Raw genomic sequence first — 12,963 nt, 5'->3', positions numbered from 1 at the left:
GTGGTGCTACTTCCCCTCGTTGGCCTTGCGCTCAAGGTCCTGCAGCAGCTTCTGCTCCTGCTCCAGCCGGGCGGCGTGCCCGGAGTCCCTGCCGAGCTTGGCCTCGTTCATCTTCCGCGTGAGGATGCTGTCCTTGACCTCGGCCGCCGCCTGCCTCGCCTGCTCCGGTGTCATCTTGCTGACGTCGTTGCTGTTGGGCAACCTGCCGTGCATCCGCTGCGCGGCGTTGTCGAAGCTCGCCGAGGCGTTCGGGTCGTAGCCGCCGCCCTTCCCGCCCTTGCCGCCGCCGCCCCCGCCGCGCCTGCGCCGGATCTGGAGCATGCCGTCGCGGGCGTGCGGCCGCTTCTCCATCTCCTTCATGATGCGGCGCATGGTCTCGGTCACCCGGCCGCTCAGCACCGGGGCCAGGCCCCTGGCGGTGCCCTCGGCGCCTTCGAGCGCCACCTTGCCGACGGCGTGGCGGGTCATCTGCATGCGCGCGAGGGCGATCATGCCGCCCGCGGCGCCGCCGAACAGCAGCGCCTGGGTGGCGGCGGTCAGCCCGTACGCGGCCTGCGTGCCCACGGCCAGCTTGACCGCGCTGACCACGTTCGCGGTGCCGTCGAGGACGGCCGGCGCGACCTTCGCCGCCGAGGCGGCCTGGGAGATGTGGCCGCCGCCGTCGCCGACCTGGTCCCAGTGGCTCGCCAGGTGCGTGGCCGAGTCGCCCTGGTAGAACTGCCGCGCGTTGCGGACCGACTCGTCGGCCGCGGCGCCCTGGGTCGACGACGCGGCGAGCACGACCCGCCAGTCGTCGGCCTCAAGGCGCCACTCGTCCTCGTTGTCGTTCGGCCAGGGGAACCCGATGAGGTTGAGGAAACCCGCCACGTGCGGGTCGAGCGTCACCGCCATGCGGGGCCCTCGAAGCTCTCGACGGTGGCGTCCTCCGCCGCCCGGGTGTTCCTGGCCACCATGCGCAGCCCTTCGCCGGTCTCGGCGATCTGCCCGCCGATCCCCGTCAGCGCGTCGAGCGAGGTCTGCAGGCATTCGTTGTAGCTGGCGATGATGGTGGCGAACAGCCCCTCGCCGCCGAACGTCCGGGCGCCGCTCCCCCGCTGCCGCAGCCGCATGACCGCGGCGTCGTAGTTCGCCCCATGGCCGGTGACGTGCGTGCCGTCACGACCCACCGCCCCCGCGGCGATCTCAAATCCCGTCATGCCCAGAAAGCATATCCAGTCAATTCCGGCACAGAGGTTTACCTCTACACTGAACGTTCACGTGACTGACTGCCGGAGGTTCGACATGCGTTCACCCGCACCTGGGGACGACGCCGAGTACCTGCACCAGTACGTCGCCCAGAGCCGCCGCGCCATCCGGGCGCTGCACGACGCGCGGGCGTCCATCGGCCGGGTGGAGGGCCGCGCGGAGAGCGACGACGGGCTGGTCGAGGCGTACGCCGACGGCCACGGCGTCCCCACCCGCCTGCGCATCGACCCGCGCGCGCTACGCCTGGACGAGGCCACGCTCGGCAGGAAGACCGCCGAGGTGCTGCGGGCCGCCCAGGACGACGCCGCGCGCCGGGCGCAAGAGATCGCCGACGGGGTGCGGGACGCCACCGCCGCCGTGCCCGCGCCTCTGGACGAGACCTTCGTGCGCGCGCGGGTCGAGCAGGCGATCAACGACCTTTACTAGGAGGCCAAGCGTGTTCGGGCCGGAGATCGACCCCGCCAACATCAGCGAACGCGAGCTGGAGGAGGCCGCCCGCCGGGGCGAGCGCATGCTGGCCTGGTTGGAGTCGGCCCACGACGAGCTGCGGGCCGTCATCGGCACCGGCGAGGGGCCTTCGGGCCACGTGCGGGTGACCGTCGACGCCGACGGACGCGTCCTCGACGTCCGCTACGACCGGCGCGCCCTGCGGCTGGGCGGCCAGGACCTGGCCGAGGAGACGCTCGCCGCGGTACGGGCGGCGGCCGCCGACGTCCGGCGGCGCACCCACGACCTCATGTGCGAGGCCGTCCCCGGCTACGACCCCGACCGGACGCAGGCCGAGCTGGAACGGCTGCTCGGCGCCGACTGGCCCTGAACCCGCCCCGCTAGGACCTGGCGCGTGAGCGCCACAGCAGCCACACGAAGTACGGCGTGCCGAGCAGCGAGGTGACCAGCCCGGCCGGCACCTGGGCGGGCGCGATGACGGTACGGCCCAGCGTGTCGGCCAGGCTGACCAGCACCGCCCCGAGCACCGCCGCCACGGGCAGGAGCCGCACGTGCCCGCCGCCGACGAGCGCGCGGGCGGCGTGCGGGGCGACGAGCCCGACGAACCCCACCACGCCGACGGCCGAGACCGCGGTGGAGGTGAGCAGCACGGCGCCGCCCAGCGCGAGCAGCCGCACGGGTTCCAGCGGCACCCCGAGCACCCGGGGCGTGTCCTCGTCGAGCGCTAGCAGGTCGAGGTCGCGCCGCAGCCACAGCGCGAGCGGGAGGAAGAGCGCGAGCGCCACGGCGACCGGCAGGAGCTGGGCCGGAACCCGCCCGTAGGTGGAGCCGGAGAGCCAGGTGAGCGCCTTGGCGGTGTTCCAGGGGTCGGACCTGACGATGATCAGCACGGTGACCGCGTTGAACAGCGCGTGCGCGCCGATGCCCATGAGCACGAGCCGGTCGGAGCTGAGCCCGCCGCGCCAGGCCAGCAGGTGGACCAGGGCGAAGGCGGCGAGCGCGCCGACCCCCGCCGCGCCGGACACCGCGGCGATCCCGGCCATGGGCACGAGGGTGAGCGTCGCGACGGCCGCCGCGCCCGCGCCCGCGGTGACGCCGAGCACCCCCGGCTCGGCCAGCGGGTTGCGGGAGACGGCCTGGAAGGCCGCGCCGGAGACGGCGAGCGCCGCACCGGCCAGGACCGCCGCCGCGACGCGCGGCCAGCGCTGGCCGAGCACGTACGTCAGGGCCCTGCCGGTCCTGCCTCCCAGCCAGTTGGCGACGTCGCCGAGCAGCAGCCAGGTGTCGCCGCCGAGCAGGCCCAGCACGACGGCGCCGACGAGCAGCGCCGTACCGGACAGCAGGATCACCGCGAAGGCGGCGCGGCCCGGCCCGGCGGCGCGGACGGTCGGCGGCCGCCGGGCCGGGCCGGCGTCGCGGTGCCGGCGGGCCAGCCACATCAGCACGCCCGCGCCCAGCATCGCGGTCACCACGCCCGGCGGCACGTCCACCCCGGCCTGCGCGCCGAGCGCGAAGCGCAGCGCGATGTCGGCGGCGAGCAGGACGACCACCCCGGCCAGCGCCGACAGCGGCACCAGGACGCGGTGCCGCCCCAGCTCGGGCAGCCGCCGGGCCAGAAGACGGACGACGACCGGCGCGCACAGGCCGACGAACCCGACGGGCCCGGCCACCGTGACCGCGGCCGCCGAGAGCAGGACGGCGAGCACGACGACGGTCAGCCGCAGCCGCCGGACGTCGACGCCCAGCACCGAGGCGGTGTCGTCGCCCAGGCCGAGGATGTCCAGGCGGGAGCCGAGGGCGACGGCCGCCCCGATCGCCACCGCGATGACCGGCGCCATCTGGGTGACGCCGCCGAGGTCGCTCTGCACCAGCGAGCCGCTGCCCCAGGCGAACAGGCCGGTGTTCTCCTCCTGGAAGAGGATCATGAGCAGGGTCGTCGCCGACTGCAGGGCCAGCGCGGTCGCCGAGCCGGCGAGGATCAGCCGGGTGGTGCCGGTCCTGCCGCCCGCCGACAGGGCGAGCACCAGGGCGGCGGCGGCCAGGCCGCCGAGGAAGGACAGGCCGCCGGCCAGGAACGCCGGCAGGCTCAGGCCGAAGCTGGCGGCCAGCACGACCGCCAGGTACGCGCCGTTGCTGACGGCCAGGGTGTCGGGCGAGGCCAGCGGGTTGCGGGCGACCGACTGCAGCAGCGCGCCCGCCGCGCCGAGCGCGACGCCGACGCTGACGGCCGCCAGCAGCCGCGGCAGCCGGGAGGCGACCAGCACGTTCATCGCCTGCTCGTCGAGGGCGAACAGGTCGGTGCCTGAGGTGCCCTGCGTCAGGTGGAGCGCGGCGAGGGCCGCGATGACGGCCGAGGTCACGAGGAAGGCCCCCGCGACGCCGAGCCGGCGCAGCGGCGTCGCGGGGGCCTCGACTGCGGTGATCACCCGGCGTAGGCCTTCACCAGGGCGTCGGCGAACTGCCGGCACGACAGGGGGCCGCCGAAGGTCCAGATGCCGTCGGGCAGTCTGGTGATCTGGTCCCGCCTGACGAAGCTCAGCGACTTCCACAGCGCGTTGCCCGCCAGGCCGGCGAAGACGTCGACGCCGTCGGAGGCGTTGTAGAAGAAGCGCAGGTTCTCGTCCTTGACCGCGGTCAGGCCCTCGACGTCGGTGTTGCCGAGGCCCCATTGCTTGTCGACCTCGCCGGTCCAGGCGTTGGCGAGGCCCAGCCGCTCGGCCACGTCGGAGACCAGGGCGCCCTTGCCGAACGGGCGGATGGCGATCTTGCTGCCGTCCTTCCAGCCGTCGGCCATCATGAACTTCTGCCCGGCCGCGCCGGAGGCGGCGATCCTGGCCTTGCCGTCGGCCATCGCGGCGTCGAAGTCGGCCATCACCTTGGTCGCCTGTTCCGTCCTGCCGACGGCGGTGGCCAGCAGGGTGAGGTCGTCGCGCATGCGGGTGAGGTTCGCGGCGGCGTCGCTGCCCTTGGCGACGATGACCGGGGCGATCTTCTCCAGCTGGCCGACGAGGGCGGAGTCGTCGGACTCCATGACGACGAGGTCCGGCTGGAGGGCGGCGATGGAGTCGACGCTGGGCTCCTGGCGGGTGCCGACGTCCTTGACGGAGGCGTCGAGCGGGGCCGCGGTGACCCAGGTGCCGTACCCCTTGACGTCGGCCGCGCCGACCGGCTGGACGCCGAGCGCGACCAGCATCTCGACCTCCCCCCACTCCAGGCCGACCACGCGGGTCGCGGGCCTGTCGAGAGTGACCCGCTTGCCGCGGGCGTCGGTCACGGTGATCGGGGCCGCGGCGCCCGCCGACGGCTCCGGAGCCGCGGGGTCAGCGGGGGCCGCGGGGGGCTCCGTCGTGCCGCAGGCGGTCAGCAGCAGCATGGCGGCCATGACCGCCGGGAGGGAACGCATGGGGATCTTTCAGCCTTTCATCGCCAGGTGGCGGCCCAGCGGCCTGGTGCGGACCAGTCCGGTGCGGGAGTCGATCGTGGCCTCGACGCGGATGCCGTAGGCCTCGGTGAGCAGGTCCTCGGTGAGCACCTCGGGCGGCGCGCCGTCGGCGCGGACCCGGCCGCCCTGGAGCAGCACGACCCGGTCGGCGATCTCGGCGGCCTGGTTGAGGTCGTGCAGGACGACGCCGACGGCCACACCGTGCCGGTCGGCCAGGTCGCGCACGAGTTCGAGCAGCTCGACCTGGTAGCGCAGGTCGAGGAAGGTGGTGGGCTCGTCGAGCAGCAGCACGCCGGCGTCCTGGGCGAGGCAAGTGGCCAGCCACACGCGCTGCATCTCGCCGCCGGACAGCTCGTCCACGGCGCGGGCGGCCATGGCGCGCACGCCGGTCAGCTCCATGGCGTGCTCGATCGCCGCCTCGCCGCCGGGGTCGCCCGCGCGCCAGCGGCCGCGGTGGGGGTGGCGGCCGTAGCCGACCACGTCCCTGACGCGCACGCCGGTCGGGGTGGGACGGCTCTGCGCCAGCAGCGTCACCCGGCGGGCGAAGTCGCGGGCCGACAGGGCCAGGGCGTCGGCGCCGCCGGCCAGCCGGACCTCGCCGGAGTCGGGACGGTGCAGCCGGGCCAGGGCGCGCAGCAGGGTGGACTTGCCGCTGCCGTTCGGGCCGACCAGGGCGGTGACCGCGCCGGCGGCCAGGCTGATGCAGGCGCCGTCCACGACGGGACGGCCCGCGTAACCGAGGCACAGTCCGGTACCGGAGAGCGCGGGACCGTCGAGCGCGGGGCCGGTGCGGGCCGGGCCGGTGAGTGGAGGGCCGGTGAGTGCGGGGGCGGTGGGGGCCGGGAGCAGGGGGTCGGTCGTCATGGCGGGCTCACGCGTCCTCGGAGCGGCCCTGACGCCAGTAGCCCATGAAGGCCACGGCCTTGCGGTCCATGCCGCGCTCGGAGACCAGGTGGCGGCGCAGCCGTTTGATCACGGCCGCCTCGCCGGCCAGCCAGGCGTAGCAGGGGCCGTCGCCGTTCTCGGGGATCTCCCAGAGGATCTCGGCGTCGACGTCGATCTCCTCGGGCTCGGCGCCTGCCGCGCCCGGGGGAAGGAGCCTGGCGGCGGCCTCCGCCACGGCGGGCTCCAGGCGGGCGCCCCAAGGAGCGTCGCCGCGGGCGAGCCAGGTGACCCGCACGCCCGACGGCCCGGCGACCGGGAGGACGTCCTCCTCGTGCGGCACCTCCAGCAGGGCCTCCCCGGTGACATGGGCCGGCAGGCGCTCCAGGATGCCGACGATCGCCGGGACGGCGGTCTCGTCACCGGCGAGCAGCACGGTGCCGAAGCCGGCCGGCGGCCGGAACTCCAGGCCGCCGTGGAAGCCGTCGTAGAGGCCGTTCGGGCCGAAGATCGCCGCCGCCGAGCCCGGCTCGCAGGCGGCGATCCAGCGGGCGGCCGGTCCGGCGGGCCCGGCGCAGTCGTCGTGCAGGACGACGTCGATGTCGACCTCGGCGGCCTCGGGGCGGACCGCGCGGACGGTGTAGGTGCGCAGCGGGTTGCGCTGGTCGCCCTGGGCGTACCACTGCTTGAACCAGTCGGCGCCGCGCGGGAATCGCGTCACGCCCGCGCCGGGGGTCGGCAGGACCAGCTTGACGCGCTGGTCGTAGCCGTTGTCCGCGAACTCGTGCAGGTCGTCCCCGGTGAAGGTGACGCGGAGGAATGACGGGCTCAGCCGCCGAAGTCCCCGAACCCGGACGTCGAAGGCACGAAAAGGATCAACCACCACAGAGCTCCTTAGTTAGGTTAGCCTAACCTACATTGAATGCTCCGATCGGGAAACCCGGGGGCCCTCACGCGGCCCGGCACAGCGCCTTTACAACGTAGATCACATCCGAGCCGGAAAAATCTTGGTCGGAGTTGTCGGATCCCGGTCGCGTCGTTCGTGGTCAGGGTGAACAGTCGCTCACGAGCAGCCGTCACGACCCGGGAGATGCCGACCGATGCAGCACCGCCACCCGCAGGCCAGGATCCACCGCATGTTCGAGCTCGTCGAGCCGATCGCCACCGCCACCTTCTCCGAGGTGGCGAACGAGGCGTTCCTGGCCGTCGGCATGCGCAACTACTGGGACGGCTACTTCGCCGGCCGGGCCGCCCCCCTGGGCCTGGCGCCGGCCGAGGTGGTCCACGCTGTCTTCTACAACTTCGCCGACGGCGAGGTGGCCCGCCACATCCCCTGGGTGTGGGGAAAGATCACCCCGCAGGAGGCGATCACCATCCGCGAGCAGGGCAGCACCGCCGCCCTGCGGCAGAGGATCGGCGAGCTCGCCGGCTCCCCCGGCCTGGCGCGGGCCGCCGACCTCGCCACCCGCGCGGCGGTCAGCGCGCCCACCGAGGGCCGCCCCCTGTACGCCGGGCTGCGGGCGCTCGACGTGCCCGAGGAGCCGGTGGCCAGGCTCTGGCACGCGGCGACGCTGCTGCGGGAGCACCGCGGAGACGGCCACAACGCCACCCTGCTCGCCCACGGCATCGGCGGCACCGAGGCCCACGTCCTCGTGGCCCTCTCCCTCGGCATGCGGGCGGAGGAGTTCGGCCGGATCCACCACCTGCCCAAGGCCCGGCTGGCCGCCGTGATCGACGGGCTGCGCGACCGCGGCCTCGTGGACGCCGCCGGCGGGTTCACCGACGCCGGCCGCGAGACCAAGCAACGGATCGAGGCGCTCACCGACGAGCTGGCCGCGCCGGCGTTCGACGTGCTCAGCCCGGACGAGCTGGACGAGCTGGTCACGGAGCTCGAACCGATCGCCGCCGCGGCATCGGAGTCCGACCACTGAAGGGGACGCGGCCATGAACGCCCCGAGCCGCTCGTGATCCACGTCGAGGAGGCCACCAGCGCAGGCGACCGGCCCGGCCTCAGGGGTTCTGGAAGGCCACTTCCGGGTTGGCGGCGGACGGGCCGTCCAGCAGGGGCTGCCGCTCGCCGCGGAGGTGCCGGCCGAAGAAGGCGCCGACGTACGACGTGGTGATCTCGCCTGACCGCTTGCCCGGCAAGGGCGCGGCGGGGTCCACGATCCCGGCCTGGCCGCCCAGGATGGGCAGGTCGATGAAGGTGAAGTGGCCGGAGTCGGCCACGGTGAGCCAGCGCTTCCAGCCGCCCAGGCGTGGCCAGTCCCGCGTCCAGGTGGTGTCGGCGGCGCCGGGCGAGTGCTGGACCTTGGTGCCGAGCATGAGGAACGGCCGCCCGCCGAGACCGGAGACCGCGACCGGGGCGAAGAACGAGCCGTCCAGGTTCACCCCGGCGCGGACCCGCCGGTCGGCGGCCATGACACTCGCCGCGGCGTTGCCGCCGAGCGAGTGGCCGGCGGCGCCGATCCGGCGCGGGTCGATCATCTGCCAGTGCCTCCAGGCGGGGGCGGACCGCGCGGGACGGGTCAGCCGGTCGATCACGAAGGACAGGTCGGCCGCCCGGTTGACCGCGGCCTTGGCCATCAGCTCCTTCTCCGCCTCGTCGGAGGGGGCGCTCTCCACCGTCTCGCACGCCAGGCAGGTCAGGGTCCGGCCGCCGGGGAAGGTCGTGCCGAACGACTCGTAGGCGTGATCCACGAGGGCGACGACGTAGCCCTTGGAGGCGAGGTCCTCGGCGAGCGTGGTCAGGGTGGCCCGGTTGAGGGTGAACCCCGGGGAGAGCACCACCAGGGGGTGCCGGCCGCCGACGGGACGGGCGTCCAGGTGCGCGTTGGTGGTGACGTCGGCGAGCTGCTCGGGCTTGAAGACGGTGTCGAGCCTCTGCCCCTTGAGCAGCAGCCGGGCCTCCTCGACGGTCATGTACGGCGCCGCGCTCCCGCCGGTGCGCGCCGGGAAGTACACCGAGACCATCAGCTCGCGGGCGGCTGCGGGCATCCACGGGTCGCGGCGGCCGGCGTCGACGAGATGCAGGGTGTCGCGACCCACTTCGTACCGGCCGGTGGGGTGCGGGATCGCGACGCGGACGTCGGAGCCGCCCGCGGTGGCGGCGGCGGGCGCCGCGGCCGCCGCCGGGAGGGCCAGGGCGAGGGCGAGGAGGAGGGCGGCGGGGTTACGGCGAGTTCTGATCATGCGAAGAACTGTAGGAATCACGCCACCACCCCCCACATGCCCGAAAGGCAGGCTCGGACCCTTACTTTTGGCAGGGGTCAGGGCCGAGCAGGCCGGTCAGCCGGCTTGGAGCTGCCCGTGCGCCTCGATCGCGAGGTCCTGCCAGTCGGCCCACGTCCTGAGCCGGTCGGCGTAGGCCTGCTGGATCAGCGGGTAGAAGCCCTTGCCGAACAGCACCCGCACCGGCGGGTTGGCGGAGTCGACGAGCTTCAGGAGCGCCTGCGCCGCGGCGGCCGGGTCTCCCGCGGGCATCTTGCCCGCCATCGCGCCGAGGCGCCGGCGGAGACCGTCGTAGGCCGGGTCGGTCGTGGCCAGGTGGCCGTTGGCGAGCGGGTCGGGGTTGTTGCCGTTCCTGGTGGCGAAGCCGCCGGGCTCGACGATGGTCACCTTGACGCCGAACTCGGCGACCTCGCCGGCGAGCGCCTCGTTCAGGCCCTCCAGGGCCCACTTGGAGGCGTGGTAGGCGCCGCCGAGCGGCATGGCGATGACCCCGGCCGCCGAGGAGAGCTGGATGATGTGCCCCGAGCGCTGCTCGCGCAGGTACGGCAGCGCCGCCTGGACCACCCACACCGCGCCGAACAGGTTGGTCTCCAGCTGGTCGCGCAATTCCTGCTCGGTCAGCTCCTCGACCGCGCCGACCTGGGCGTAGCCGGCGTTGTTCACGATGACGTCGAGCCGGCCGAAGTGCTCCTTGGCTCGCCGCACGCTGTCGAAGACCGCGGCCCTGTCGGTGACGTCCAGCTCCAGCGGCAGCACCGCGTCGCCGTGGACGTCGGCCAGCTCCTTCAGGCTCGCGGTGCTCCGGGCGGTGGCGGCGACCCGGTCACCGCGCGACAGGGCGGCCGCCACGAAGGCGCGGCCCAGGCCGCGGGACGAGCCGGTGACGAACCAGACCTTCTGCATGATGTGCTCCTTGGCGCCGGTTTCAGCTGTTACACCCCCTGGACGAGACAGCCCCGCACGGATGTGAGCTCGGCCGAGTGTGACCTGCGACACTTTGTCGCCTTTGTCCAGCCGTGGTGATACCAATGGTCGGCGTGACCCGCACCGAGGAGTTCCAGGAGCTACGGCCGCTGCTTTTCGCGATCGCCTACCGGATCCTGGGCAGTGTGAGCGAAGCCGAGGACGCCGTCCAGGAGAGCTGGCTGCGTTACGAGGGCGCCGCGGCCCGGCCCGACTCGCCCAAGGCGTTCCTGTCGGCGACGGTGACCCGGATCTCGATCGACGTGCTGCGCTCGGCCCGCGTCCGGCGCGAGACCTACGTCGGGCCGTGGTTCCCCGAACCGCTGCTGACCGACCCCTACCAGGACCCGGAGCGGTCGGCGGAGCTGGCCGACTCGGTGTCGATGGCTGCGCTGATCCTGCTGGAGCGGCTGAGCCCGCTCGAGCGCGCGGTCTTCGTGCTGCGCGAGGTGTTCGCCTTCAGCTACCGGGAGATCGCCGCCGCCGTGGAGCGGTCGGAGGCGGCCTGCCGCCAGCTCGCGGTGCAGGCGCGCCGCCACATGGACGCGGGCCGTCCGCGCTTCGAAGCCGATCGCCGGTCGCGGGACCAGCTTGCCGGGCGCTTCTTCGGCGCGCTCAGGGAGGGGGACGTCGAAGGGCTGCGGGAGCTGCTGGCCGCCGACGTCCGGCTGCTCAACGACGGCGGCGGCAAGATCGGCGGCACGCTGCCCGTCCTCGGCCTGGCGAAGGTGGCCCGGGTGCTGTCCGTCGCCGTCGCGCCGCTCGCCCAGATCGGCGCGGTGCTGGAGGCGCACGAGGTGAACGGCCGACCGGGCGCGATCATCCGCGACCGCGCGGGCCGGATCGCCGGCATCTGGGCGCTCGACATCGCAGACGGACGCGTCCAGACCATCCGCTCGATCGTCAATCCCGACAAGCTCCGGCACCTCGGCCCCGTCGCCGACGCCCAGGCGGTCATCCGCGAGAAGCAGCGGGCACGCGCGGCGACGCCGGGCGGCGACGCGCCGGACGAACCTCGACAGCCGGCACAGCGGTCCGCCGGGGCAGGACCGCTGCGCCCGGCGTTCTAGTCGGTGAGCAGGATGTCGTCCAGGCACAGCGTGTACGGCGCGTCCGCGCCGCCCACCTGGAACAGCACCTGGGCCTCACGGTCCGTGGTCTTGGCCGTGTTCTGGTAGGCGTAGGTCCTGGACCCGGTGCCGACCTCGGGGTAGCCGTCCACGATCGCGGCGGGCTTCGCGCCGCTGTCCTGGACCACCGACCTGATCTTCACCGGCCGCGTCGCCGACGCCTTGAAGCTCAGCCGGTACGTCTTCCCGGCCTCCACGGCGATGCCGCTCTGCCCGACCATCGCGGACCACACGTTGTCACCGCCCGCGGGGACCTGGGCGCACAGCCGCCCGCCCGTCACCTCGATCGGCGTGTTCTTGGACGCCCACCACCCCTTGACCCCGTTGTCCAGCGAGCCGTTCACGACGCTCTGGTGCACGGGCACGAGAGAGACATTGTCCAGGCACAACGTGTACGGCGCGTCCGCGCCGCCCACCTGGAACAGCACCTGGGCCTCCGAGTCCGACACCTTGGCCGTGGCCGCGTAGGTGAACTTCCTGGAGCTGACGCCTACCTCGGGGTAGCCGTCCACGATCGCGGCGGGCTTCGCGTCGCCGCCCTGGACCAGCGACCTGATCCTCGTCGTCCTCGTGGCGGTCGCCTCGAAGCTCAACTGGTAGGTCTGGCCGGCCCGGACGTCGATGCCGCTCTGCCCGACCATCGCGGACCACACGTTGTCACCGCCCGCGGGCACCTCGGCGCACAGCCGCCCGCCCGTCACCTCGATCGGGGTGTTCTTGGACGCCCACCAGCCCTTGACCCCGCTGTCCAGCGAGCCGTTCACCACGACGTCGCCGGCGGGCGCGGCGGCGTAGGCGGGGGCGGGGGCGGCCGCCGCGGCCATCGCCACGAAGGCGCCCACGGCGATGAGACGCATCGGATGAGAATTCATGATCGTGGATCTTAGGGAGGCGACATCGGCGTCAACCTAGAGCCAATTCCCGGCCTTTTGGTTGGGCCAAGTCGCCGCGGCGCGCATCACGCACCGTCCTGCCGTCGAGGACGACCGGGACGTCCGCCCGCCTGGCGTACCTGTCACGTTCGGCGGCGGCGCGGGCGTCGGCCTCCTGCCTGGCGCGGCATGCGGCCTCCCAGGCGTCGTAGCCGGGGGCGTCCAGGGCCTCAAGGCCCGCCCGGCGCCACCCCTCCATGTCGCGTTCCCGTCCGAGGCCGACCGCGTCGAAGAGGCCCGCCGCGCCCGCCCTGACCGCTCCGAGACGCGCGAGCACGGCGTTGATCGGCCAGTCGTCGTGCGGCGGTCCGACCCGGATCGAGGCGTGCTCGGGCCCCCAGCTCCGCCGGCCGTTCTCCCACAGGGCGGCGGCCTGGCTGCCGCCGCCACCCCAGAAGTCCGCCTCCACGTAGGCGACACGGCCGCCGCGTGACCAGTCCTCCAGCCTCCCGGCGAACCCCGGGGGCATGCGCGTGACCTGCCCGCTCTCCTGCCACTCGCCGGTCACCGGCAGGAGCCCCAGGCGTTGCCTCAAAGGCGCCACCACAGCCTGCGGCACCTCGCCCGACAGGGAGCGGAGACGGTCGAACTCACCGACGACGCCGCGGAGCACGTACGACATGCCCGCCCCCCTAGATCGCGCAGCCGCCCGCCCTCACCTCGTTTCCCGGGCCGGGCGGCATCGCGGACT

At 73.8% G+C, this 12,963-nt stretch carries 14 protein-coding genes; 4 read left to right on the top strand and 10 right to left on the bottom strand.

Annotated features, from left to right (window positions below; all coding sequences use genetic code 11):
- Positions 1-6: 6 nt before the first annotated feature.
- On the bottom strand, positions 7-891 hold the full coding sequence (locus ACIBST_RS26005; protein WP_397175268.1) for a hypothetical protein: 885 nt from the start codon (positions 889-891) through the stop codon (positions 7-9).
- Positions 882-1,196, bottom strand: coding sequence for a hypothetical protein (locus ACIBST_RS26000; RefSeq protein ID WP_397175266.1), 315 nt, complete (start codon positions 1,194-1,196; stop codon positions 882-884). Before ACIBST_RS26000 ends, ACIBST_RS26005 begins: the two co-directional genes overlap by 10 nt.
- Positions 1,197-1,281: 85 nt before the next feature.
- Between ACIBST_RS26000 and ACIBST_RS25995 the strand changes: the two genes are divergently transcribed.
- Positions 1,282-1,671, top strand: a complete 390-nt coding sequence (locus ACIBST_RS25995; protein ID WP_397175264.1) for a YbaB/EbfC family nucleoid-associated protein — start codon at positions 1,282-1,284, stop codon at positions 1,669-1,671.
- A 10-nt stretch (positions 1,672-1,681) separates the two neighbouring features.
- Positions 1,682-2,062 carry a YbaB/EbfC family nucleoid-associated protein gene (locus ACIBST_RS25990; RefSeq protein ID WP_397175263.1) on the top strand — a complete coding sequence of 127 codons (381 nt, stop codon included), beginning with the start codon at positions 1,682-1,684 and terminating at the stop codon, positions 2,060-2,062.
- 10 nt (positions 2,063-2,072) lie between these two features.
- Here ACIBST_RS25990 and ACIBST_RS25985 read toward each other — a convergent pair whose 3' ends face one another.
- From ACIBST_RS25985 to ACIBST_RS25970, 4 genes are read right to left on the bottom strand one after another with little or no spacing between them, the layout of a single operon-like run.
- Positions 2,073-4,118, bottom strand: coding sequence for an iron ABC transporter permease (locus tag ACIBST_RS25985; RefSeq protein WP_397175262.1), 2,046 nt, complete (start codon positions 4,116-4,118; stop codon positions 2,073-2,075).
- Entirely contained in the window at positions 4,115-5,095 is a 981-nt protein-coding gene (locus ACIBST_RS25980; protein ID WP_397175261.1) for an ABC transporter substrate-binding protein, read from the bottom strand. Before ACIBST_RS25980 ends, ACIBST_RS25985 begins: the two co-directional genes overlap by 4 nt.
- A 9-nt stretch (positions 5,096-5,104) precedes the next feature.
- Positions 5,105-5,998, bottom strand: a complete 894-nt coding sequence (locus ACIBST_RS25975; protein ID WP_397175259.1) for an ABC transporter ATP-binding protein — start codon at positions 5,996-5,998, stop codon at positions 5,105-5,107.
- Positions 5,999-6,005: 7 nt separating this feature from the next.
- Positions 6,006-6,899: a siderophore-interacting protein gene (locus ACIBST_RS25970; protein WP_397175258.1), complete on the bottom strand. Its 894-nt coding sequence runs from the start codon at positions 6,897-6,899 to the stop codon at positions 6,006-6,008.
- A 217-nt stretch (positions 6,900-7,116) separates the two neighbouring features.
- On the opposite strand from ACIBST_RS25970, the gene ACIBST_RS25965 reads away from it, so the two are divergent.
- Entirely contained in the window at positions 7,117-7,947 is an 831-nt protein-coding gene (locus tag ACIBST_RS25965) for a MarR family winged helix-turn-helix transcriptional regulator (RefSeq protein ID WP_397175257.1), read from the top strand.
- Between the two features lie 79 nt (positions 7,948-8,026).
- Here the strand turns inward: ACIBST_RS25965 and ACIBST_RS25960 are convergent, their stop codons facing one another.
- Positions 8,027-9,208 (bottom strand): alpha/beta hydrolase family protein, encoded by a 1,182-nt coding sequence (locus tag ACIBST_RS25960; protein WP_397175255.1) that lies wholly within the window; start codon positions 9,206-9,208, stop codon positions 8,027-8,029.
- A gap of 96 nt (positions 9,209-9,304) precedes the next feature.
- Positions 9,305-10,150, bottom strand: a complete 846-nt coding sequence (locus tag ACIBST_RS25955; protein ID WP_397175253.1) for an SDR family NAD(P)-dependent oxidoreductase — start codon at positions 10,148-10,150, stop codon at positions 9,305-9,307.
- Positions 10,151-10,284: 134 nt separating this feature from the next.
- On the opposite strand from ACIBST_RS25955, the gene ACIBST_RS25950 reads away from it, so the two are divergent.
- Positions 10,285-11,280: an RNA polymerase sigma-70 factor gene (locus ACIBST_RS25950; RefSeq protein ID WP_397175251.1), complete on the top strand. Its 996-nt coding sequence runs from the start codon at positions 10,285-10,287 to the stop codon at positions 11,278-11,280.
- Here ACIBST_RS25950 and ACIBST_RS25945 read toward each other — a convergent pair.
- Positions 11,277-12,197 carry a carbohydrate binding domain-containing protein gene (locus tag ACIBST_RS25945; protein WP_397175249.1) on the bottom strand — a complete coding sequence of 307 codons (921 nt, stop codon included), beginning with the start codon at positions 12,195-12,197 and terminating at the stop codon, positions 11,277-11,279. The genes ACIBST_RS25950 and ACIBST_RS25945 overlap by 4 nt on opposite strands.
- A gap of 46 nt (positions 12,198-12,243) precedes the next feature.
- Complete coding sequence (locus tag ACIBST_RS25940; RefSeq protein ID WP_397175247.1) at positions 12,244-12,894, bottom strand: hypothetical protein; 651 nt, start codon at positions 12,892-12,894, stop codon at positions 12,244-12,246.
- Between the last annotated feature and the right edge of the window lie 69 nt (positions 12,895-12,963).

Origin of the sequence: Nonomuraea sp. NPDC049684, from assembly GCF_044465345.1 — a bacterium.
Classification (GTDB): domain Bacteria; phylum Actinomycetota; class Actinomycetes; order Streptosporangiales; family Streptosporangiaceae; genus Nonomuraea.
Note: the sequence above shows the minus strand (reverse complement) of the source record. Positions and strands in the feature narration are given on the sequence as shown.

Excerpts from the sequence above, each read along its gene's own strand:
- ACIBST_RS25980 (WP_397175261.1), bottom strand. The coding sequence starts at position 5,095 with ATGCGTTCCCTCCCGGCGGTCATGGCCGCCATGCTGCTGCTGACCGCC.
- ACIBST_RS26005 (WP_397175268.1), bottom strand. The coding sequence starts at position 891 with ATGGCGGTGACGCTCGACCCGCACGTGGCGGGTTTCCTCAACCTCATC.
- ACIBST_RS25955 (WP_397175253.1), bottom strand. The coding sequence starts at position 10,150 with ATGCAGAAGGTCTGGTTCGTCACCGGCTCGTCCCGCGGCCTGGGCCGC.
- ACIBST_RS25960 (WP_397175255.1), bottom strand. The coding sequence starts at position 9,208 with ATGATCAGAACTCGCCGTAACCCCGCCGCCCTCCTCCTCGCCCTCGCC.
- ACIBST_RS26000 (WP_397175266.1), bottom strand. The coding sequence starts at position 1,196 with ATGACGGGATTTGAGATCGCCGCGGGGGCGGTGGGTCGTGACGGCACG.
- ACIBST_RS25940 (WP_397175247.1), bottom strand. The coding sequence starts at position 12,894 with ATGTCGTACGTGCTCCGCGGCGTCGTCGGTGAGTTCGACCGTCTCCGC.
- ACIBST_RS25965 (WP_397175257.1), top strand. The coding sequence starts at position 7,117 with ATGCAGCACCGCCACCCGCAGGCCAGGATCCACCGCATGTTCGAGCTC.
- ACIBST_RS25995 (WP_397175264.1), top strand. The coding sequence starts at position 1,282 with ATGCGTTCACCCGCACCTGGGGACGACGCCGAGTACCTGCACCAGTAC.
- ACIBST_RS25975 (WP_397175259.1), bottom strand. The coding sequence starts at position 5,998 with ATGACGACCGACCCCCTGCTCCCGGCCCCCACCGCCCCCGCACTCACC.
- ACIBST_RS25945 (WP_397175249.1), bottom strand. The coding sequence starts at position 12,197 with ATGCGTCTCATCGCCGTGGGCGCCTTCGTGGCGATGGCCGCGGCGGCC.